The organism is Paenibacillus dendritiformis (assembly GCF_945605565.1).
Taxonomy (GTDB): domain Bacteria; phylum Bacillota; class Bacilli; order Paenibacillales; family Paenibacillaceae; genus Paenibacillus_B; species Paenibacillus_B dendritiformis_A.
Genome location: NZ_OX216966.1, coordinates 483,753 through 504,071, shown reverse-complemented (window position 1 = coordinate 504,071; position 20,319 = coordinate 483,753). Strand labels below are relative to the sequence as shown.

Genomic DNA, 20,319 nt, shown 5'->3' with positions numbered 1-20,319 from the left:
GTTGATGTCTTCGGGGACACAATATGAGGAGTTGAAAAAGCGATCCGGCACGTTCAGCCAGCCGCTGTCCGTATGGGTCGTTGCATTTGCCTGTGTGATTTCATTTATGGGGATCGGGCTCGTCGATCCGATTCTGCCCGCCATTGCGGCCAAAATGGAGGCGACGCCCAGCCAGGTGTCGCTCCTGTTCACCAGCTATAATCTGGTGACCGGGATTGCGATGCTGATTACCGGGTTCGTGTCCAGCCGCTTGGGAACGAAGTGGACCTTGATTACCGGTGTCTTTCTTATCATTATTTTCTCCGCGCTCGCGGGCATGTCCCATACGATTAACTCGATCGTCTGGTTGCGCGGAGGCTGGGGCCTGGGGAACTCGCTCTTCCTCGCCACGGCCTTGTCCGCTATCGTCGGCTTATCGACGTCCGGGACGGCCCGAGCGATTATATTCTACGAAGCCGCGCTTGGACTCGGGATTGCCGTCGGGCCGCTGCTGGGCGGCGAGCTCGGATCGATATCGTGGCGCGGGCCCTTCTTCGGCGTCAGCGTGCTGATGGGCGTCGCCTTTTTATTCCTGCTCTTGATTATGCCTAATGTGGCCCGGCCGAAGGTGCCGAGCAAGCTGTCGGCTCCGTTCAAGGCGTTGGGCTATCCCGGCCTGCTGACGCTGGGCGTCGTGGCCTTCCTGTACAATTTTGGCTTTTTTACGCTGATGGCCTACTCGCCATATGTCATGGAGCTGAATGAGCGCGGCCTCGGCTACGTCTTCTTCGGATGGGGCTTGCTGCTGGCGTTCACTTCGGTATTTGTCGCGCCCCGGCTGCATGGGCGGTTCGGCTCGGTCGCTTCGATTATAACCGTACTGACGCTGTTCGCTGTCATCCTGTTCATTATGGGGATCGGGGTGGAGACGCCCTCTGTGGTCATTGCCTGCGTTGTCGTGTCCGGTATTTTCCTTGGGATTAATAACACGCTCATTACGACGGCCGTCATGGAATCGGCGCCGGTCGAACGTTCGGTCGCCTCCGCTGCCTACAGCTTCGTCCGGTTCATGGGGGGCGCCATCTCCCCTTGGCTCGCCGGGAAGCTCGCCGAATGGTTCAACCCGATGGTGCCGTTCGTGTTCGGGGCCGTCATGGTGCTGCTCGGCGTGCTGTTCCTAGCCGCCAGACGGAAGCATCTGGCCGGCATCGATTCCGCTATCTCGCATTGATGGCCTCATAGGAAATGAGAAGGGCGCACCGTCAGCGGTGCGCCCTTCCTGTCATCGGCCCGGCTGCAATCTCTGCAAGCCGGGCTCTCCCGATTCCAATTAAGCGGTAATATAGAACGTGAACTCTTGACCGTTCCGCTCAGGCTCCTGCGCCATCGTATAGCCGTGCTTGACGACCTCCTCCGGCACGTTGCGGAAGGCGGCCGGACAGTCGGCGATCACTTGCAGCAATTGGCCTTTCTTCATCCCTTGCAGCGTCTCCAGCGTGTAAATCACCGGATACGGGCATGGTTCTCCTCGCAGATCCAATGTGAAATCGACAGTCATAAGTCAAGCTCCTTTCTTGTAATTGAATCCGACGCCGAAGCGGTAGTTTTTCTGCCAATACACGGCGATGATGAAGCCGATGCCCAGCAGAAGCAGCGTCGCGATGAGTGCGCCGGCAGGCCCCATGATGCCGATCAGATTGATCGGCGAACCGCTCTTCACGAGCAGGTTGTATACGCCGAGATGATCCCACGCATAGGCCAGTCCGGTCGCCCCGATAATGTTGCCGACAAATACCGGCAGGAAGACGACCTGTCCTTCCATGAGACGGTACATCATGCCGGTCTCGCAGCCGCCGGCCATGACGATGCCGAGGCCGAACAGGACGCCGCCGACGAAGGTGCTCGGCGCGGCAATCTTCGTGATCGGCTCCATGCCGTACACGAGAATGATGATGAGCGTCGCCACGGAGCTGACCGCCATCCCGGCCGTGATCGCCTTCGTCATCGTCGCGCGGCCGCTAATCCACAGATCGCGGAAGGCCGATGTGAAGCAGATCTGCCCTCTCTCGATCAGAATGCCGAAGGCGGCGCCGAATATCGCGGCCACGCCCAGCATCGTGCGGCCGGAGAGGAAGAAATAGACGATCAGTCCCGCGTACAGCAGCGCAATCAGGCCGCCGACATACGGCTGAATCTTGCGGGCCTTCGCAGGACGCGCCGCCGTGCCGCCGCGCTGCAGGACGGGCTTGCCCTTCCACCAGGTTGTGTTGACGACCTTCGTGCCGAGATACGTCCCCGCCGCCGTCGCCACGATGAAGATCCAGGAATGGAGCGAGAACTGGGGAACGCCGGTGAAGAAGGCGGCCAGGTTGCAGCCCAGCGCCAGCCGTGCCCCCGCGCCTGCGATGATGCCGCCGATCAGCCCCTGGACGAAGCGGCGCTTCTGCCGCGGAGCGCGTATTTTGAAACTGTTGCTGAACAAAATCATCATCAGGGCCCCGATGAACATGCCCCATACGATCCAGCCGTCCGTCCGGCTCCATGTCGTTCCGTCCATATGAATCAGATTAAAATAAGCCCAATCGGAAATATCGACGCCGAACATCTCCAAGATGTGGCCGCCCAGACGGGTGAATTCGCCGGTGACCGCCCATACGGTTCCGGTGATCCCGAAGTACACCGCGCTGAGGATGCCGGCAATGCCCATGGCGGCATAAGGGCTCCAATACTGGTTGAACACTTTGTCTAGCTTGGATTTCATCTGCACTATCCCTTCAATCTTATAAAATCTCCTATCTACGGTCTATGAAATAGATTAATCATGATGCCATTCTTTATTGTACTACCATTGTCAATCCATGGGGGGCCTTCAACCGGAGTGAATTCATGTAACCGATCCCAATGATTCAATAGACATGGTAAAATAATTCGTAATCTCTTAGGAAAGGATGGGAACCGATGAACCGAACCGCCGAACAGGCCCTGCCGGACCGCGTGCTGGCCTGGATAGCGCAAGCCGTCCATCCCCAAGCTGCCGTGCAGTCGATGCGGCGCCTGCAGGGCGGCATCTCGTCGCTGCTCCATCAAGTAACGCTTCGCTCCCCTGCTCAAGAAGGAGAAATCGATGTCGTCGTGCGCCTGTTCGACAATGTGGAATGGCTGGAGGATGAGCCGGATCTGGCTCGCCACGAAGCGGAATGCCTCCGTCAAGCCGCCCGTATCGGCAGCTTGCCGACGCCGCGTATGCTGGCATACGACGAGACGGGCCGGGAATGCGGCCTGCCGGCCGTGCTGATGACCCGCCTGGAAGGGGCGGTTGTGCTGGAGCCGTGCGATATGGCCGGCTGGGTGAACGGCCTGGCGGAAGCGCTGGCGCGGATTCATGCCGTCGAGCCGGATGGCTTCCCTTGGACTTACGATACATACATCGATATTGGTGCAATCCCGAGGCAGGAGTGGTCGGCCATTCCCGAACGGTGGGACGAGGCGATACGCATCGCGGGCGGTCCGCGCCCTGATGCCGCGTCGCGCTTCATCCACCGGGATTATCATCCGGCGAATGTGCTGTGGCTGGGCAATGCGGTCAGCGGCGTCGTCGATTGGGTGAACGGCTGCCTGGGGCCGGCCGGCATCGATGTCGGCCATTGCCGCCTCAATCTCGCGATGCTGCATGGCGTGCAGGCGGCTGATGCATTTTTGTCCGCGTACATCAGGCAAGCCGGATCCGCGTTCCGCTATGACCCGTATTGGGATCTCGTCTCGCTGATGGATATCCTCTTCGAACCGCCATCCGTCTATCGGGGCTGGACCGATCTCGGGGTGGAGGGGCTGTCGGATCGGCTGATGCGGGAGCGCCTCGATCAGTATGCAGGCAGCCTGCTGGAGCGCGTGTAATCCCGGGATCGCACACATGAAGGCAACGAACGGGAAGGGCCGGAGCTGCGGGTGCGGCAGGAGGAGAAAGATTTCCCCGCTCAAGGCCGCTGCCGTCGGCAGCACAGGAAGTAAATCGATCAGGGCTTTCAGATATTCGATGAGGAGGGTTTTCGATGACATCCCCGCATAATATATGGGAAGGCCGATTCGTGCGGCTGCGCGCCATTGTTCCCGGCGATTGGGCATGCTTCCATCGCAACGATCAGGACTCCGAAGCGGCCCGGCTGTGCGACGCGATCTATATGCCGCGTTCCGAGGAAGGAACCCGGGAATGGACGGAAAAGGAGGCGGGCAGACGTCCCGACGGCGACAACATGAGGCTGGCGATCGAGACGCTTGACGGGAAGTTGGTTGGAACAATCATCTCCCAGAGCTGCGATCCGCGGAACGGAACGTTCAAGTACGGAGTCGCCATCTTCCGGGAGTATTGGGGCCGAGGCTACGCTTCGGATGCGGTGCGGACTTTGCTTCGCTACTTTTTCGAGGAGCTGCGCTATGAGAAAGCGACAGCGCAGGTGTATTCGTTCAATGAAGCCTCGGCCCGGCTCCATGAACGGTTGGGATTCAAGCTGGAGGGGCGGGTCCGGCATATGATTTTCGCTCAGGGCCGGCACCATGATGAACTGATCTACGGCCTGCTGAAGAGCGAGTATGAGCGGATGCAGGATGCGGCTCCTGCAGCGAAGCCATAAGCGGATCATAGCCCCGGATGGAATCGATCCGGGGCTTGCTGTTCCTGCAGCGCTAGATGGCAAGCAGCATAAGCGAGAGCAGGAGCATCGCTGCGGCATTGATGGCCATGCGCAGCGGATGCTTGGCCCGGAACAGATGCGCATGGACGGCTCCCAGCATCAGGATGACGAGCAAGGCTGCGGCGTATTTTAACGCCGCGGGCAGCCAGAATGCGGCAATCATGCCGGCGATGCCCGCTGCCTCCAGCGTGGCGGTCACATCCATGAACCAGATCGGATACCGGTATTCATGCCAATGCCGGACCATCGAGGGCGCACGCCCGAACTTGAGCAGGACCGACACCGTGAACATGGCGATGAGAATGCATTGCATGATGATAACGACAATCGTCACACGTCTCACACTCCATTGTGAATGGTATGGCGAGCAATTGCTCGTGCATTCAGTATAGAGGAGCTCGCGGATGCCGGATGTAGTCCAGCCTACAGCGGTCGAAAATATTGGAGGGAGTCTCTTGGACAAAGCAAAGTATTTATCGAGAATCAATTTGTTCGACGGGCTCGACAGCGAAGAATTGAAGCGAATCGAGTCGGTAACCCCGGTCCATATCGTCAAAAAAGGCACGCTGATTATGACTCCGCATGAAGAGCGGAGGGCCCTGTATCTGGTCAAATCGGGCGTTGTCCGCCTTTACCACATCACCGTGGAGGGCAAGGAGCTGACGATCGATCTGCTGGGTACGGGGAATCTGTTCGGCGAGATTGCTTCTTTTGCGGCCGGCGATCCGCATACGTATGCGGTGACGATAGAGGACGCGGTCATCTGCTCGATTGATCATGTCCAGTTCCGGCAGGTCATGACGGAGCGGCCGGAGCTGGCTCTCCGGTTCATCGAGATCATTTCCGCCCGCCTGAAGGAAGTGGAGGAACTGCTGGAGCGGATGGCCTATGGAAGCGTGCGGCAGCGGCTGCTTTTTCTGCTCCATAAGCTGTCGGAGAAATTCAAGCGCGATATCCCGGTTCGGGAGGAAGGCGCCGACCCGTCCTGGGTGCAGCTGGAGGTCGAGCTGACGCATCAGGAACTGGCCAGCATGACGGGGTCCATCCGCGAGACGGTCACGGCCATGATGAATGAACTGGCGGCTGAAGGGATCGTGCGCAAGGAAGGCCCGCGCAAGCGGCTGTGGATTCATGCGGATCGGCTGAAGGCCGCGCTGGCTGCGGGATGAGCGCATGCGCCGGTACGCTGGGTGCGGCATCGCGTTATCCGGCCGTCACAGTCTACCGAACGATTTCCGTGTATGTAGTGCTGGCGGGCAATCTTCATGCCTTTGAAGAAATTTATAAGCAGACGATAGACCAGGGGTACCGGACACTCAGCTCGAATACAGTGAACAATAGGTGCGGTCGAAGCGGGCGTTCCGCAAGTCTTCCCCGCGAATGAAGAAATGCAGGACTCCGCAATCCCACCATTGGAATCCGACGGCATCCGAGCTGTCGATCTCCAGCAGCATGACGATATCGTCCACCTCGTGCCGGGCCCGCTCGGCGTCCCCTCCGTAGTGCGCAGCCAGAGCTTCCATCGTCTGACCGGGATTATACCCGTACTTCTGGCGCAGAATCAGCGCGCAAGCGGCCTCGAACTCATCATCCCCATGCTGGCCTTCCGCGAAGCCGAACATCGAGCCCCAATTCTCCCAAGCTTCTCCCGCCGAGGACATCTCCAGGGCGAAATCAAGATACCGTTCATATGAATCGTCATCGAAGGACACCATATCTTCGTCAACATATGCATAGTTGGGGAACTCCAGCGTTGGGCGGACAAGTGCATCGAAGGAGTCGAATTCCTGGTCGAGCGCGGTAGATCCGCCGGGCGCCCGCCGTTCCAGGCCGTCCGCGGATGCCGCATAGATGACCCGGTGCTCGATATCGTACGCGGGCTCGTCGATGCCGACGAAGAAATAGAGCATGCCTTGCGCAGGCAGCCGCTTCAGCGAATCGCAGGCGGCGAGCTGCTCCAGGTTGAGCTGCGCCAGGAAGGTCATCGGCTCCCCATCCGCTGTCCGCGGCCATTCGGCTTGCGGCGGGAGATCGGGGGTGCCGCCCACGCGGGAGCGGCCTCGGGACGCTCCGTCATCCGGCTCGCCAATGTCGAGGCGGATTCCCTGCCTGCAGACCGCCATCAAGTGCCGGGCCGCAGGCTCCAGTTCGTATTCCTTGATTTGCTCCTCTGCCAATCGGTAAGCTCTGTCATTGGGTGAGTCATATGGATACCGCCTCTCCTAGAGTTATTATTACGATTTCACCGGGCGAAGCGGGAAGTCAAGCCTTGACCTCACCGGCAAGTGACAACTTGTTTGTAACCTTTACCACGGAAAGATATGTTGTTATAGAACTATGAAAATTTTAGTAGAAGGAGTATTGTACACGAGAATGAAACAGTCACAGAACCGTACCACCTTCATCCGGTGCATGATGTTGTTGTTCGTTGCCGTCCTCGTCGCCGCATCCGTCCTTCCTGCGGGAGTCGCTGCCGCCCGAGCGAAGTCTTCCTGCGGACCCGGCTGCGACCGTTACGACGTGGTCGTCATCGGCAGCGAGATTCAGGGGGTGCTCCTGGCGAAGGCCGCCCGCGATCTCGGGCTGAAGGTGATGATCCTCGATCCGCGCAGCAAGCCGGGAGGCGAGCTGATTCAAGGACAGATGCTCGTGCTGGACCAACCGAATGACAATCAGAAGCGAAGCCTCGTGCAGGGCGAGATCCGGAGGTTATTCAATGGCTATAACGCAGGCACCATTCGCAAGGAAGAAGAGTTCAACCGCTACTTCCAATCGGTCATCAAAAATATTCCAATCCAAAGCAGCATCCGCATCGAAGCGGTAGAGGTCGTTCCCCGGGGGAAGGAGAAGGCGCTCCAATCGCTTACGTATCGGACGAAGGAGGGCAAGCAGTATAAGGCGGAAGCGGAATATTTCGTGGAAAATACCGATTTCAACGCCTTGACGAGCAAGCTGGAAGTGAAGCGGATTCCCGGCATGGAGAGCGTCTATAAGGGCAAGAAGCCGGATCATATGGCCGCTACCCTCATGCTGAGGTTCAAAAATGTGGATTGGAATGAATTGCACGAGCAGGTGCTGCTCGACTATCCGTTGACCAATCTGCAGAAGAAGTATGGTCCGAATACATACGTCGACTGGAACACGGCGACGGGCTTCAGCAATCTGACCTTCCAATACAAGCCGAAGGATGATCAGCTCGTTTTTCGCGGCATCAATTCCACCTATCAGCGGAATGGTCAAGTGATAATGAACGCGCTGCTTATCTTCAACGTCGATCCGGCGAATCCGGAATCGGTCCGATCCGCCGTCGAGAAGGGGAAGGCCGAGGCGCCTGATATTCTGAAATTTTTGCAAAAGCATATTCCCGGATATAAAAACGCCGAATTGGACGGGTTTCCCGATTATTTATATATTCGGGATTACAACCGGTTCGAGACCGACTATATTTTGGACTACCCGGACGTGATGTCAGGCAAAATGTTCTGGGATAATGTCAGCATCGGCGGCTACTCGGTCGATCTGCAGGCGGTGCGGGCGATTCCAAAAGGAATCGGCTTCGGCAAGCCGAACCGGTACGGTATGCCGCTGCGCTCCTTCGAATTGAAGAACTATGAGAATGTGCTTGTCGTCGGGAAAAATGTCGGGGCGACGATTAAAGCGTACGGCACGGCCCGGATTATGCCGAACACCGCGCTGGCCGCGGAGACGATCGGCATTATTTTGGGGAAAGAGCTGAAGCATAAGCGCCTGAAGCAATTGACGCAAGCCGACTTTCAACGGATCCATAAGTATCTGGAACGGAATTACGGCATTGTGTTGAACCGTTAACCGGTAAGAAGCGGGGGAAACCCGAGGGAGCCGGACAGACAGAGAGACCCGCAGCGGAACGCGGGTCTCTCTTCTTTTAAAATGGAATCGGCGGCGACACAATCGTGTAATGATGCTTGGCCGCCCAGGCGGTGAGTCCTTGCCAGTACGCTTCGCAGGCTGTGACGATCCGCTCCGGGTCGGACAGCTCCCCGGACATGACCAACCCTGCCAGCTCATCATAGCCTTGCGGGCGATCGGGCAGCGCCAGCGCTTCCGGCAGCACGCGGGCCCCGGTCGTGAACAAGGTCCGATGATGCAGGCCCAGTATCATCGCGCCGTAGTGGGCGAACTGCATAGCCAGGTAAGGCAGGCAGGAAGCGGGACCTTGCAGGCTCGCGTTGCGAAGCTTGCCCGCGAACTCATACATTTCGCCGACCAGCACCTCGCAGATAGCCCGGCGGAATTCCGACGCAGGCGGGGATTCGGCCGCGGCCTTCAGCTTCGGGAAGAACTCTTCCGGATCATGCAAGGCCAGCGCCGTGAAGAACGGGCCATGCGTAAGCGGCCATCGGCCTTCGATCTCTGTCGCCTGGTGCAGCAAAAGATTCTCGGATAGCACGTCTACCTCGGCCTTCCATGGCCCCGCAGACCATTCATAGCAGTGGTCTGCGGCTTCACTCGATTTCCGCAGCACGCAGAACATTTCGATGTCGGAATACGGGCCGTCCATGCCGCGGGCAATCGATCCGTATACACCAATCGCTTTAATTCGCTTTCCGTATTTCTCATGCAGCCGGGCCGCAATCTTGCGGCATGTCTCCATTCGCGCTTGCTTCGATATCGGCACAGGTCCGAGCTTGTTCATAGCTCCATCTCCCTTTGTGTTATTGGCGGTCAAGGCGAGTCTGAACAAGTTGGACGGCGGGCCTCGGGATTAACGGGGCACTTTGAGCTTCGGCATGTCGATCGTACCTTCCTTTCGTATCCTCTTTACCGAAATTGTACGATGGCCCCGGCGTAACTTCAAGGAACAGGCCATACGTTGACGGACGAACTCGCTAAATTGCTCGATATCCGGTACGCGGGAGCGTTATCTTCATATGATGAAGTAAAACGCATTTAGGGAACAGGTGGGTTAGTATGAGCGAAGAGGATAACGCAAGAATTATTACTTTTATCGTATTCATCGTAATTGCTACTTCCTTCATCATGGGACTCGGAGCCAAGGGAGGGGAGCCTACGGAAACGATTATAGTCTGATCGGATGGTGACGGCCATGGCAAGGAACCGAAATGGAACAGGCGGCGGCAATAAAAAAAACGGCAAAAAAAAATCCTCTCCATCGAAGCTGACGCCGCAGCAGATTGCAGTGGTCGTCGGTCTGCTGGCTAATGTGCTGGAGGTCGATTCCGTCCTCATCGATAGAAACCAAACGATTCAAATTGTTCTTGAAGGCTCGATTCGCAAAAAAACGAAAGCGGATCGGCTTGCGGAGGAACTCAATGAGATTAGTGTAGGCGAACTCATTGAAGCTATCCTTCTACAGAATTCGTAGGTATGCATTGAATTTTCATCTTCTCCAAGATTGTCCTGTAGACAGGGGTTGATGATGTTAAATAACTTGTTCCGGTTGGACGTGCCTCGCGCTGAAAGCCCCCTCCGGAAGAGGGGGCTCGGAGGCCATCAATCTGGACGTGTGTCGCTTCGATGAAGCTGGATGCTCAGCCCAGGGTTCGCTTCGGAGACGGACCGGGTATACTGGCTCAGAGATTCCGGTGACACCGGGAGGAGGAACAGATCCCGATCCGGCAGGAAGGTGATGCTTGTGCCGGTCTCCCGCGTCGCCCCTACCGTCAATAATCCGGTCTGGGGAATTCCATGCTTGAACTCCTGCCGGAATATGCTGCCGCCGCGGCGAATCTCGACCGTCAGTCTTTGCGAGAGCGCATTAACGACAGCGGCATTGATTTTGTGCCCGGCGCCCGGCGCTGTAATGAAGGCGCTGGGGCTGCTGCGGCCGATGTCCGTAAGAATCGCCTGCAGCGGCGTCTTGTCTGCGGGGGCGAAGGCCTGAACGGGGATCCCGCGGCCGTTGTCGGCGATGGTTACGCTGCCGTCATCGTGCACGAAGAGATGCACTTCGCTGCAGTGCCCGGCTCGGTGCTCCAGGATCGAGTTCTCGACGAGCGCCGCTACCAAATGGAGCGGGTCGTATCCATTCTGATTGCTCCCTAAGTAGTCGCCTGCATTGTTCCGGGCTTCTGTCAGGGCAATATAATCGCTCGCATCGAGCAGCTCGGAAGCGGCGGCCCACAGCAGCAGCAGGGGAAGGGCCCGGTGGAGAGGGATGGCGTACGTGCCGCCCCGTTCCTCTTGGACAAGCAGATCGGCTCCCTGCAGTGCCTTCAGATGATGGTACAACTGGCCGGTTGTGCCCATATGGAGCTGTTCGACGAGCTCGGCTCCGGTGAGCGGAGCGGTAAATACGGACTTGAGAATATCGATTCGCTGCTTATGCCCGAGGGCGGCCAGCACCTTGGCTGCCTTCTCCCCGTCCAGATCGAGCAGCTGCCGGACCGTTCTCTCCTGCGGCGTCCATCGGCAGCTTTCTTTCTCTCCCCGATAGCGGCCGGAATACAGGATGCCTCCAGCTTCCTCTCCTTCACTCTCGTGTCTTGCCGGGGCTTCTCCGCCGACTTCTCCCTCCTCGACATGGAGCTCTATCTCCGACTGTATGTCGGCAAGCTGCTTCACGAGCTGCTGGATTTCATTCAGTTGGGACTGCAAGGCATCGAGCTCTGCTCCGTAATCCCGGTTCGTCATGTTCTCACAACCTTTCCTTTTTATTATTTTACGTAATTACATAATTACATAATATCATGAACGTGATCCGATGTAAATATCATCCAACGCGGAAGAGAAGAAAATTCTGAGGGCTTGTCCGATGGCCAGAGCAGAGCGCCTAATTGGTATCGCCAATTCGGCTCGGCTGTGGTTACAATGGAAATTACAATAAATTTGAATCGAGACGAGAGGGAGGACAGGGGAGCATGAACAAGACGGACCGCCTCTTGGCGATAGTGCTCGAGCTGCAGCGCTGCGGGCTCCGGCGCGCGGAGGATCTGGCGGCAACATTCGAGACTAGCGTGCGGACCATTTATCGGGACATCCAGGCGCTGAGCGAAGCCGGGGTGCCGATCTCCGGCACGCCGGGTCAGGGCTATTCCCTGATGGAGGGGTACTTCCTGCCTCCGGTCAGCTTCACCGTGGAGGAAGCCGTTTCCCTCCTCATCGGCACCGATTTCGTCACGCAGGAGTTCGCTGCCGGCTACGCCGCATGTGCCGAGGCTTCCCGGCGCAAAATCGATGCCCTCCTGCCGCAGCCTGTCCGCGAAGAGGCGGATCGCGCACGCCGCGCCATCCGGCTGCTCTCCGAGCGGCGGGCATCGAACCGGAGGCCGGAGAAGGAGCGCCTCGACCGGCTGCATCAAGCGATACTGGACAGGCGCATGATTCGGTTCCAGTATACGAAGGCCGTATCGGATGACAACGGGAACCGCGACAGTATCCGTGATGCTGCCCCATACGGACTTGTGCTCGTCCGCGGCATCTGGATGCTGATTGCCTATTGTCATCTGCGCCAGGCGATTCGCCACTTCCGGGTATCGCGCATGACCGATCTGGCTGTACTCGAAGAACGGTTCGCTTTTCCTCCGGATTTCCGCCTGTCGGACTACACGCCTCCGGATGACCGGACGGTCCGGGTCCGCTTGCAGGTAGACGCCTGCATCGTGGATCGGGTGGCGGAATCGAATACTTACTACATGGAATCGGCAGAGCCTTGTCCGGAGGGGATGCTGGTCACCTGCCGCGTCCGCCGGCCTGAAGATCTGCTGTCGTGGGTGCTCGGCTGGGGCGGGAATGTCGTCGTGCTCGAGCCGGAATCCTTGCGCCGGCAGGTTCGCGAAGAAGCGAAGAAAATATCGGATCGCTACTGACATACTGCTGTCAGGAGGCCTCCCGTATACTGAGAGGACTTCAGTATTCGAGGAGATGATTTTAATGGACAAGAACATGAACATTACGGATATTTTGGTACGGTTCGACGAGATTACGGAGCAATATGTGCGGGAGCTGGACAAGTATAGCATGGAGGAGCTGCGGCGGAAGCCGGCCGAGAACGAGTGGTCGCTTGGCCAAATGTACCTTCATCTGGCCCATTCCGCGCTGAATATGCAGCTCCGCCTTGCGGAGCAGTGCATGGCGCCCGGCGGGGGCAGCGAGGGGGCCGGCGAGAAAACGGAGGCCGGCCGGGCCGTGTTCGAGCAAGGGAGCTTCCCGCCGGTGCGCATTCAGGTGCCGGCCAGCGCGCAGTATACGCCTCCGCAGCCAGAGAGCAAGGAGCAGCTTGCCGCCAAGCTGGAGGAAGCGAGACGCCGCATGCATGAGATCGGGGCGTCTCTGCAGGGCGTAGCTGCGGATCGGCTGCAGCGGACGGCGGCTCATCCGGCCTTCGGCGCGTTGAATGCGGCCGAATGGTTCGCAATGCCGGAGATGCATTATCGCCACCATCTTCTTCAGAAGGAGCGGCTGGACGCTTTCATACACTCTGCCTCATAGAATATCGTGACACACCGTTGTTGTTGGGATACGCTCGCGCTGCCCGGCTGTTGAGCCAGCTGGAAGAACGGGCGGATGACGGCATATCCATGCCGACCCGTGATGCCTCCGCGAACTCTGTGCTATGATGGGAACAGCTCTTTAGCGATGGAACATGACGAAGATGGAACGGTACCAATAAACGGAAACCGCTACGAGAGGTGTCAGGATGCATAGAACAATCGGCATATTCGCTCATGTAGACGCAGGGAAGACGACGCTGGCCGAGCAGCTGCTGTACCATACCCGCAGCATACGGAGCCGTGGACGGGTCGATAACCGGGACGCCTACATGGATAGCCATGAGATCGAGAAGGAACGGGGCATTACGATCTTCGCCGATCAGGCGGTGATGACATACAATGGCAGCACGTATACCTTGATCGACACCCCGGGGCACGTCGACTTCTCCGCAGAGATGGAACGGGCCATCCAGGTGATGGATGCGGCCATTGTCGTTGTCAGCGCGGTGGAGGGCGTGCAGGGTCATACCGAGACGGTCTGGCAGCTGCTGGACAGGCACCGGGTGCCGGTCTTCTTTTTCATTAATAAGACGGATCGGACCGGAGCGGATGCCGGGAGGGTACTGGACGATATTCGCGGCCATCTGACCCCGGACGCGGTCGATATGAGCTCCGCCTGTAGCGAAGGGGAATGGGATGACGGGCTGATCACCTTCCTCGCCGAACGCGATGAGGAATTGCTCGCCCGTTATATGGAGGACGAATACGACCGGGATGTGTGGCGGAACGCGGCGGCCGAACTGATTCGGACGCACCGTCTCTTCCCCTGCGCCGCAGGATCCGCTCTGCAGGATGTGGGCGTAACCGCTCTGCTGAAGCTGGTGGATGCCTTCACGCCGGGGGCTTGCCCGAAGGAGCAGCCGTTCGCAGCCCGGGTATACAAGATCCGCCATGATGCGAACGGCACCCGGGTCACCCATTTGAAGGTGCTGGGCGGAACACTGCAGGTGAGGGACGAGGTCTGCTATGGTGCTGAGCCGGACCGCATCGCCGAGAAGGTGACCTCGCTTCGGATATATAACGGCCGCAAATATGACAATGCCGACCGGGCGGAGGCAGGCCAACTCTGCGCCGTTACCGGCCTGTCGGCTGCTGCGGCGGGGGAAGGCTTGGGCGCGCTGGACGATCGGGCGGCATACGAGATGGTGCCGATGCTGACGTCGAAGGTCATCTACCCGCCTTCGCTCCATGTGAAGGAGGTGCTCCAGTGCTTCCGCCTTCTCGATGCCGAAGATCCTTCGCTTCAGGTTCAGTGGGATGAAGCGCTGCAGGAGATTCATATCCATGTGATGGGCGTGATTCAACTGGAGGTGCTGGAGCGGCTGGTCAAGGAGCGGTTCGGCATCGACGTGTCATTCGGGACCCCGGACATTTTGTACAAGGAGACGATTGCATCGACGGTGACGGGATGCGGGCATTTCGAGCCGCTCGGGCATTACGCGGAGGTGCATCTTCGGCTGGAGCCTGGTGCGAGAGGCAGCGGGATGGTATTCCGGAACGAGTGTCATCCCGATGTGCTCACCGTCAACTATCAGCATGTTATTGAGCAGTACTTGCTGGAACGGGATCACCACGGGCTGCTGACCGGCTCCCCCGTCACCGATGTTATGATGACGCTGACGAAGGGCCGTGCCCATAATAAGCACACGAGCGGCGGCGACTTCCGCGAGGCGGCCTACCGGGCGCTCCGGCAAGGGCTTGAGCAGGCGGACAATGTGCTGCTGGAACCGTATTATGAGGTGAAGGTGAAGGTCGCGTCCGAGCATATGGGACGTGTCATGACCGATATCCAGAAGGCGTCCGGCCGATTCGATCCGCCCGAGTTCGCCGGAGAGCAGGTCGTGATAACGGGCAAGGCGCCGGTGGCCACCTTTATGAATTACAGTGCCGAGCTGGCCGCCTATACCCAGGGCAAAGGGATGCTACAGCTGCGCTTCGGCGGGTATGAGCGCTGCCATGATGCCGAGGAGATTATAGAGGCGAAGGCGTACAATAAAGACGCGGATCCGCTCTACACCTCAGCCTCTATCTTCTGCGCCAAAGGGCAGGGTTACAGCGTGCCCTGGAAGGAAGCGGCGCGTCATATGCATTGTTGAGGCACGGCATGAGAGCAGCCTGTCCGGGCCGCAAGGCCGGCCTGCATAGCAAGGGGCTATCCCATCGTCACGAACGGTGACAGATACGGATAGCCCCTTATCATGCTTTATTGCGCAGCCTGCTGTTCGTACAGCTTGATAATCTCAATTATGACCTCTGTCGCCTTCACCATATTATCAGCCGAGACGTACTCGAACTTGCCGTGATAATTCTCTCCGCCGGTGAAAATATTCGGTGTCGGCAGCCCCATATAGGACAGCTGTGAGCCGTCCGTACCGCCCCGGATCGGGGTAATGATCGGCTCGATGCCGACCTGCTTCATCGCCTGGTAGGCGATATCGACAATATGCTTCACGGGCTCGATTTTATCTTTCATGTTGTAGTATTGGTCTTTCATGTCGAGAATGATGCTTTTTTCACCGAATTTGCCTTGAAGCTCCTTCACGATCGCTTCGAGCTTCGCTTTGCGGGCTTCGAAGTTGGCCTTGTCGAAGTCGCGGATGATATAACGCAGTTCGGTCCGCTCCACATCTCCCTGGATGGAGATGAGATGATAGAAGCCGTCATAGCCGTCGGTGAATTCAGGAGCTTCCTCGACCGGAAGCCGGTTATGCAGCTCCATGGCGATTTTGGCCGAATTGATCATCTTGCCCTTCGCCGATCCGGGGTGGACATTCGTCCCCTTGACCGTAATCTTCGCTTGTGCCGCGTTGAAGCTCTCGTATTCGAGTTCCCCGAGCGGGCCGCCGTCAACGGTATAGGCATATTTCGCGCCGAAGGCGGCGACATCGAAGCGGTGGGGCCCCCGCCCGATCTCCTCGTCCGGGGTGAAGGCGACACGCACCTTGCCATGCTTGATCTCCGGATGTTGGAGAAGATAGGCCATCGCGGTCATTATCTCGGCGATGCCTGCCTTGTCATCCGCGCCGAGCAGCGTCGTTCCGTCCGTCGTAATCAGCGTATGGCCCTTGTAATTGGCCAGCTCCGGGAATTCAGTCGGCGACAGCACGACCTGAAGCGCTTCGTTCAAGACAATCGCATTCCCGTCGTACTTGTCCACGATCTGCGGATTGACGTTGGCCCCGGTGAAATCCGTCGCCGTATCCAGATGGGAGAGGAATCCGATCGTCGGGACATCCTTGTCCGTATTGGCCGGCAGCGTGGCCATGACGTAGCCATTCTCGTCCAGGGTAACCTCCTGCATGCCGATCGCTTGCAGCTCTTCCGCTAACAAGCGGGCCAGATCCAATTGCCCCGGTGTCGACGGGCATGTCTGGCTGTCATCATTTGATTGGGTATCTACTTTGGCGTAGGTTGTAAATCGTTGAATAATTTCATTTTTCACGATAATTCACCTCAAACAATGGTATGTACTCCCTTTTCCCATACTACCACACCGATGAACGAAGGACACATCTCACCCTGCAGACATACAACAGTTCGGGAAGGAACGAAGGATGAGATGAATGAAAAAAATGCGGGTCCTGATTGTATGGACCTGTTGAACTTATCATTTCTTGAGAGCTTACCTCGTATGCGTTCCGTCAGCATTCGGGATCATGCCGTCACCGAGAATCGTTCACTATAGGCCTATTTATGTCTTGTTAAAAACGTAAGGAAACGGAGAAGATAAGCAATGAAGAAGACGATCAAGCCGTGATGTTCATTACGAAAATAACGATGCATTACGCGTACTGAGGCCGGGGCGGCATGCTGCTGTTTGGATGGCCGGAAGGATGGAGAGTGGAGGCGTGGCACATAATTTGACCGCTTCCGGGCCATTGTATGAAGGATTCATACTTTATGCTGGCAAGGAGGCAGGATGATGGCCCGCAGGAACCGAAGAAGGCTGCTCGTGAACGGAGCAGAGCAGGGCGTCAACGCGTTCAAGGCGGAAGTGATGCGGCAGGAAGGCTTCGCCGTAGATCCGAACCGGCCGGACGACGTCAAGTACGAGGTCGCCAAGACGCTGGGCGTGCCGCTGCAGCCGGGAGACAACGGAGAGTTGTCGACGGAATCGGCAGGGCGCGTCGGGGGCCGGATTGGCGGCACGATGGTGCGGGAGATGATTCGTCTCGCGCAGGAGCAGCTCACGAAGAAGCCGACGGAGTAGGTATTTATAGGTAAAAGAAAGCGAACAAAGCCGGAGTCTCCCGCGAAGGAGATCCGGCTTTGATGTTATCGGCAGCGAGGCGCTGCGCAGCGGCGGGTTACAGCTCGATCCATTGCGCGGCCCAAGCTTCAATGTCTCGAATGATCGGTTCGAGAGCGTGTCCCTTCTCCGTCAAAGAATATTCGATGCGCACCGGCGTGTCGGGATATACTTCACGGCGCACGATGCCTTCGCGCTCGAGATCCTTCAATCGCTCGGATAGGACCCGGCCGCTGATGGCGATTGCCGATTCCATCGTGCAGAAGCGCTGCGGGCCTGCCAACAATTGATGGATGATAAGCCCTGTCCATCGCTGGCTCAAAATGCTCATCGCTTTGTCGAAGCGGGGGCATCGTTCACTGGATGTTCCGTTCATGTTCCATCACCTCTACAACTCTATTATAGCACTGGTGATGGGAAATAAGCATCTTTCTCAAAAAAATATAATTACTTGACAATATTGATTGACTAATTTATATTTACTTGTAATTAGTAACCGAGGTGATGGCAACGCCAGGTTGCAGCTATTCTAAAATTAAAGGATGTGTATTCGGAAATGACAAAACTTCACGAACTAGGTGCTCTGCTGTTAAGGATCTTTTTGGGAGCGGCGTTTCTTATTCACGGCTTTCAGAAGTTCCAGGGCGGCATTGGCAATACGATGGGATTCTTCGAGAGTCTGGGGCTGCCTGGATTTGCGGCTTATGCTGTTGCACTGATTGAGATTATCGGAGGCATCGCTCTTATTCTTGGGCTGGGCACCCGCCTCTTCGCTGCCCTGTTCATTATTATCATGGCTGGGGCGATGGTGAAGGTGAAGTTCGCAGCAGGCTTTACCGGCAGTCCGGAAATGGCGGGCTATGAACTGGATCTGGCCTACTTTGTGATGGCGGTATATTTGGTCCTGGCACCAAGCAATACGTGGTCGCTCGATCGTCTTTTGTTCGGCAGCAAGCCGAGCGCATGAACAGGCCTAGAGCCTGAAGGGGGAACCAGCTTATGAATTTTCATCGTCACCCGTCTACTTATGTCGGGCATGTTCAACTGGCCGTCGAGAGTCTCGAACGCTCGCTCTTGTTCTACCGCGATATCCTCGGGTTCCAGGTGCTTGAGCAATCCGGCGCCAGCGCCGTATTGACGGCGGATGGCGTGACGCCTCTCGTCACGCTGGAGCAGCCGGATACGATCGAGCCTAGGAACCCGCGCAAAACCGGGCTATACCATATTGCGTTCCTGCTCCCGAGCCGATCCGATCTGGCCGATATTCTTCAATATTTCATCCAGATTGGGTACCCTCTCCAGGGAGCATCGGATCACTATGTGAGCGAAGCGCTCTATCTGGCCGATCCGGAAGGGAACGGCATCGAGATTTATGCCGATCGCTCGCCGGATACATGGAGCTGGAATGACGGCCAGGTCGGCATGGCGACGGTGGCGCTGCAGGCTGACAGCCTGCTGCATGAAGCGACCGGACGCCCATGGACGGCGATGCCAAGCGGCACCATCATCGGCCATATTCATTTGCAGGTATCCGAGTTGGAGAAGACGGAGGAATTTTACGGTCGGGGGCTGGGCTTCGAGACCGTCGCCCGTTATGGCCGGCAAGCGTTGTTCATCTCGACCGGCAAATACCATCATCATATTGGCTTGAATACATGGCATAGCGCTGGGGCGTCAGCTCCCGCGAAGCATAGCGCTGGCTTGAAATGGTTCACGCTCATGCTGCCGGACGAGGAGACGCGGAAGCAGACCGTGGAACGGCTGCGTCAGCTTCATGCGCCGATTGAGGAGGAAGCGGGCGCGGTACGAACAGTGGATCCGAACGGGATTCATCTCATTCTGCAAGTTCAATCCTGATATATACCATTCGCTCGAGGTCGGGCGGCATGGCAGCTTACAGCAGATGGCTTCGGCTATCTGCTGTTTTGCCGTGTACGGTTGCAATCTTCCTCCGGCTGAGCGGAGGGTGATTGTGAGGGAGAAATGGAGGTTGACCAGGGAGGCCGATACATTGTTGAAGCGCTTTTTTGTGTCAGAAAAGGGAAAACGATGCAGGAGAGCCGATTGTCTATTTGCGGAATGAATACGTCAATGTTAACATATCTGCATGTAAATCATCCGAACCTAAAGGAGTGATGGCCATGCAACGCAATACGATGATAACGATGGCGTTAAGTCTGTCGCTGGCCCTGCTGCTCAGCGCTTGCGGCACGGAGCCGGAAGCGCAGGCGCCGGCCAATACCCCCGCCACTACCACTGATACCGCGTCCCGGACACCGTCCCCTTCAACGGATGCGTCCTCGACGGAGAAGCCGCCCGCATCGGTGCCTTCCGGCGAATCCGAGACTTCCGGGGTGACGAAGCCGGTGCCGGAGAAGGGCGAGCCGACTGCGGAGCAAGAGGTAGAGGAGATGATGAAGCTCGCTGCCGAAGGCCGGGTCGCGCACAGTGACTTCGCCGTCGAGCATGGCTTGATGGATGACGTGGAGAAGGAATGGGGCGAGCCGGACAAGGACGAGTTCGCGGGACAGGGCATGTACGCCACGTATGAGAAGCGGCATATCGTCTTCGGCTATAACAAGGGCATGCAGCTGTTCGACGTCCGTTCGGACGATCCGGAAGTGCAAAAGCTGACGCTGGAGGATGTGGAGAAGGCGCTCGGCAAGTCGAAGGATGTGCGCGAGACCGGAGGCGATGCGATCTATGTGTACAAGGCCAGCCCGGATTATGAACTCAAATTCATTGTGCCGAAGCCAACCGCGAAGAACCCGAATCCGCATGTCGATCATATCTCCGTGTTCTATCCGCAAGGGGCCAAAAATCTGATGGCCGGCTAATGGGGATTGGTGCGGCATGCCGGCTAGCCCTTTCGCGCGAACCGTTGGAGTGGTTCTGGCGGATGCTGACCTAT

21 protein-coding genes are annotated in these 20,319 nt (G+C 57.6%); 13 read left to right on the top strand and 8 right to left on the bottom strand.

Annotated elements, in window-relative coordinates; all coding sequences use genetic code 11:
- Position 1 precedes the first annotated feature (1 nt).
- A complete protein-coding gene (locus NNL35_RS02090) occupies positions 2 to 1,210 on the top strand; it encodes an MFS transporter (protein ID WP_420798537.1) in 1,209 nt (402 codons plus the stop codon).
- Between the two features lie 99 nt (positions 1,211 to 1,309).
- Here NNL35_RS02090 and yedF read toward each other — a convergent pair whose 3' ends face one another.
- Positions 1,310 to 1,537, bottom strand: coding sequence for a sulfurtransferase-like selenium metabolism protein YedF (gene yedF, locus NNL35_RS02085; protein ID WP_006678350.1), 228 nt, complete (start codon positions 1,535 to 1,537; stop codon positions 1,310 to 1,312).
- Positions 1,538 to 1,540: 3 nt separating this feature from the next.
- Complete coding sequence (gene yedE / locus NNL35_RS02080) at positions 1,541 to 2,740, bottom strand: selenium metabolism membrane protein YedE/FdhT (protein ID WP_006678349.1); 1,200 nt, start codon at positions 2,738 to 2,740, stop codon at positions 1,541 to 1,543.
- Between the two features lie 197 nt (positions 2,741 to 2,937).
- Here yedE and NNL35_RS02075 point away from each other — a divergent pair, with 197 nt between their 5' ends.
- The gene (locus NNL35_RS02075; RefSeq protein ID WP_006678348.1) at positions 2,938 to 3,873 is read left to right on the top strand and encodes a phosphotransferase family protein; all 936 of its coding nucleotides are present in this window, start codon (positions 2,938 to 2,940) and stop codon (positions 3,871 to 3,873) included.
- 155 nt (positions 3,874 to 4,028) lie between these two features.
- On the top strand, positions 4,029 to 4,607 hold the full coding sequence (locus NNL35_RS02070) for a GNAT family N-acetyltransferase (RefSeq protein WP_006678347.1): 579 nt from the start codon (positions 4,029 to 4,031) through the stop codon (positions 4,605 to 4,607).
- 52 nt (positions 4,608 to 4,659) lie between these two features.
- On the opposite strand, the gene NNL35_RS02065 is transcribed toward NNL35_RS02070, so the two are convergent.
- Positions 4,660 to 5,001: a DoxX family protein gene (locus tag NNL35_RS02065; RefSeq protein ID WP_006678346.1), complete on the bottom strand. Its 342-nt coding sequence runs from the start codon at positions 4,999 to 5,001 to the stop codon at positions 4,660 to 4,662.
- A 121-nt stretch (positions 5,002 to 5,122) separates the two neighbouring features.
- Between NNL35_RS02065 and NNL35_RS02060 the strand changes: the two genes are divergently transcribed.
- Positions 5,123 to 5,836, top strand: coding sequence for a Crp/Fnr family transcriptional regulator (locus NNL35_RS02060; protein WP_040732648.1), 714 nt, complete (start codon positions 5,123 to 5,125; stop codon positions 5,834 to 5,836).
- A 147-nt stretch (positions 5,837 to 5,983) separates the two neighbouring features.
- On the opposite strand, the gene NNL35_RS02055 is transcribed toward NNL35_RS02060, so the two are convergent.
- Entirely contained in the window at positions 5,984 to 6,844 is an 861-nt protein-coding gene (locus NNL35_RS02055; RefSeq protein ID WP_006678343.1) for a YwqG family protein, read from the bottom strand.
- Between the two features lie 196 nt (positions 6,845 to 7,040).
- Here NNL35_RS02055 and NNL35_RS02050 point away from each other — a divergent pair, with 196 nt between their 5' ends.
- The gene (locus tag NNL35_RS02050; protein WP_006678342.1) at positions 7,041 to 8,495 is read left to right on the top strand and encodes an FAD-dependent oxidoreductase; all 1,455 of its coding nucleotides are present in this window, start codon (positions 7,041 to 7,043) and stop codon (positions 8,493 to 8,495) included.
- Between the two features lie 76 nt (positions 8,496 to 8,571).
- Here the strand turns inward: NNL35_RS02050 and NNL35_RS02045 are convergent, their stop codons facing one another.
- Positions 8,572 to 9,342 (bottom strand): ANT(4')-I family aminoglycoside nucleotidyltransferase, encoded by a 771-nt coding sequence (locus NNL35_RS02045; protein ID WP_006678341.1) that lies wholly within the window; start codon positions 9,340 to 9,342, stop codon positions 8,572 to 8,574.
- Between the two features lie 411 nt (positions 9,343 to 9,753).
- Here NNL35_RS02045 and NNL35_RS02040 point away from each other — a divergent pair, with 411 nt between their 5' ends.
- Positions 9,754 to 10,032, top strand: a complete 279-nt coding sequence (locus NNL35_RS02040; protein ID WP_006678340.1) for a hypothetical protein — start codon at positions 9,754 to 9,756, stop codon at positions 10,030 to 10,032.
- A 128-nt stretch (positions 10,033 to 10,160) separates the two neighbouring features.
- Here the strand turns inward: NNL35_RS02040 and NNL35_RS02035 are convergent, their stop codons facing one another.
- On the bottom strand, positions 10,161 to 11,300 hold the full coding sequence (locus tag NNL35_RS02035; RefSeq protein ID WP_006678339.1) for an ATP-binding protein: 1,140 nt from the start codon (positions 11,298 to 11,300) through the stop codon (positions 10,161 to 10,163).
- Between the two features lie 227 nt (positions 11,301 to 11,527).
- On the opposite strand from NNL35_RS02035, the gene NNL35_RS02030 reads away from it, so the two are divergent.
- The 3 genes from NNL35_RS02030 to NNL35_RS02020 all read left to right on the top strand — a co-directional run bounded on the left by NNL35_RS02030 (position 11,528) and on the right by NNL35_RS02020 (position 15,255).
- Positions 11,528 to 12,475, top strand: a complete 948-nt coding sequence (locus NNL35_RS02030; RefSeq protein WP_006678338.1) for a helix-turn-helix transcriptional regulator — start codon at positions 11,528 to 11,530, stop codon at positions 12,473 to 12,475.
- Between the two features lie 64 nt (positions 12,476 to 12,539).
- Positions 12,540 to 13,097, top strand: coding sequence for a DinB family protein (locus NNL35_RS02025; protein WP_006678337.1), 558 nt, complete (start codon positions 12,540 to 12,542; stop codon positions 13,095 to 13,097).
- Positions 13,098 to 13,305: 208 nt separating this feature from the next.
- The gene (locus NNL35_RS02020) at positions 13,306 to 15,255 is read left to right on the top strand and encodes a GTP-binding protein (RefSeq protein WP_006678336.1); all 1,950 of its coding nucleotides are present in this window, start codon (positions 13,306 to 13,308) and stop codon (positions 15,253 to 15,255) included.
- Between the two features lie 107 nt (positions 15,256 to 15,362).
- On the opposite strand, the gene pepT is transcribed toward NNL35_RS02020, so the two are convergent.
- Positions 15,363 to 16,601, bottom strand: coding sequence for a peptidase T (gene pepT, locus NNL35_RS02015; protein ID WP_006678335.1), 1,239 nt, complete (start codon positions 16,599 to 16,601; stop codon positions 15,363 to 15,365).
- 480 nt (positions 16,602 to 17,081) lie between these two features.
- Here pepT and NNL35_RS02010 point away from each other — a divergent pair, with 480 nt between their 5' ends.
- On the top strand, positions 17,082 to 17,369 hold the full coding sequence (locus NNL35_RS02010) for an alpha/beta-type small acid-soluble spore protein (protein ID WP_006678334.1): 288 nt from the start codon (positions 17,082 to 17,084) through the stop codon (positions 17,367 to 17,369).
- 97 nt (positions 17,370 to 17,466) lie between these two features.
- Here NNL35_RS02010 and NNL35_RS02005 read toward each other — a convergent pair whose 3' ends face one another.
- Positions 17,467 to 17,784 (bottom strand): winged helix-turn-helix transcriptional regulator, encoded by a 318-nt coding sequence (locus tag NNL35_RS02005; RefSeq protein WP_006678333.1) that lies wholly within the window; start codon positions 17,782 to 17,784, stop codon positions 17,467 to 17,469.
- Positions 17,785 to 17,964: 180 nt separating this feature from the next.
- Between NNL35_RS02005 and NNL35_RS02000 the strand changes: the two genes are divergently transcribed.
- The 3 genes from NNL35_RS02000 (at position 17,965) to NNL35_RS01990 (ending at position 20,245) form a co-directional block, all read left to right on the top strand.
- Positions 17,965 to 18,375, top strand: coding sequence for a DoxX family protein (locus tag NNL35_RS02000; RefSeq protein ID WP_040732621.1), 411 nt, complete (start codon positions 17,965 to 17,967; stop codon positions 18,373 to 18,375).
- A 32-nt stretch (positions 18,376 to 18,407) separates the two neighbouring features.
- Positions 18,408 to 19,265: a VOC family protein gene (locus NNL35_RS01995; protein ID WP_006678331.1), complete on the top strand. Its 858-nt coding sequence runs from the start codon at positions 18,408 to 18,410 to the stop codon at positions 19,263 to 19,265.
- A gap of 284 nt (positions 19,266 to 19,549) precedes the next feature.
- Entirely contained in the window at positions 19,550 to 20,245 is a 696-nt protein-coding gene (locus NNL35_RS01990) for a YjgB family protein (protein ID WP_006678330.1), read from the top strand.
- Positions 20,246 to 20,319: the final 74 nt, after the last annotated feature.

What these genes read in the sequence shown, in the direction of transcription:
- yedF (WP_006678350.1), bottom strand. Translation starts at nt 1,537, where the DNA reads ATGACTGTCGATTTCACATTGGATCTGCGAGGAGAACCATGCCCGTAT.
- yedE (WP_006678349.1), bottom strand. Translation starts at nt 2,740, where the DNA reads ATGAAATCCAAGCTAGACAAAGTGTTCAACCAGTATTGGAGCCCTTAT.
- NNL35_RS02075 (WP_006678348.1), top strand. Translation starts at nt 2,938, where the DNA reads ATGAACCGAACCGCCGAACAGGCCCTGCCGGACCGCGTGCTGGCCTGG.
- NNL35_RS02070 (WP_006678347.1), top strand. Translation starts at nt 4,029, where the DNA reads ATGACATCCCCGCATAATATATGGGAAGGCCGATTCGTGCGGCTGCGC.
- NNL35_RS02050 (WP_006678342.1), top strand. Translation starts at nt 7,041, where the DNA reads ATGAAACAGTCACAGAACCGTACCACCTTCATCCGGTGCATGATGTTG.
- NNL35_RS02045 (WP_006678341.1), bottom strand. Translation starts at nt 9,342, where the DNA reads ATGAACAAGCTCGGACCTGTGCCGATATCGAAGCAAGCGCGAATGGAG.
- NNL35_RS02040 (WP_006678340.1), top strand. Translation starts at nt 9,754, where the DNA reads ATGGCAAGGAACCGAAATGGAACAGGCGGCGGCAATAAAAAAAACGGC.
- NNL35_RS02035 (WP_006678339.1), bottom strand. Translation starts at nt 11,300, where the DNA reads ATGACGAACCGGGATTACGGAGCAGAGCTCGATGCCTTGCAGTCCCAA.
- NNL35_RS02030 (WP_006678338.1), top strand. Translation starts at nt 11,528, where the DNA reads ATGAACAAGACGGACCGCCTCTTGGCGATAGTGCTCGAGCTGCAGCGC.
- NNL35_RS02025 (WP_006678337.1), top strand. Translation starts at nt 12,540, where the DNA reads ATGGACAAGAACATGAACATTACGGATATTTTGGTACGGTTCGACGAG.
- NNL35_RS02020 (WP_006678336.1), top strand. Translation starts at nt 13,306, where the DNA reads ATGCATAGAACAATCGGCATATTCGCTCATGTAGACGCAGGGAAGACG.
- NNL35_RS02010 (WP_006678334.1), top strand. Translation starts at nt 17,082, where the DNA reads ATGGCCCGCAGGAACCGAAGAAGGCTGCTCGTGAACGGAGCAGAGCAG.
- NNL35_RS02005 (WP_006678333.1), bottom strand. Translation starts at nt 17,784, where the DNA reads ATGAACGGAACATCCAGTGAACGATGCCCCCGCTTCGACAAAGCGATG.
- NNL35_RS02000 (WP_040732621.1), top strand. Translation starts at nt 17,965, where the DNA reads ATGACAAAACTTCACGAACTAGGTGCTCTGCTGTTAAGGATCTTTTTG.
- NNL35_RS01995 (WP_006678331.1), top strand. Translation starts at nt 18,408, where the DNA reads ATGAATTTTCATCGTCACCCGTCTACTTATGTCGGGCATGTTCAACTG.
- NNL35_RS01990 (WP_006678330.1), top strand. Translation starts at nt 19,550, where the DNA reads ATGCAACGCAATACGATGATAACGATGGCGTTAAGTCTGTCGCTGGCC.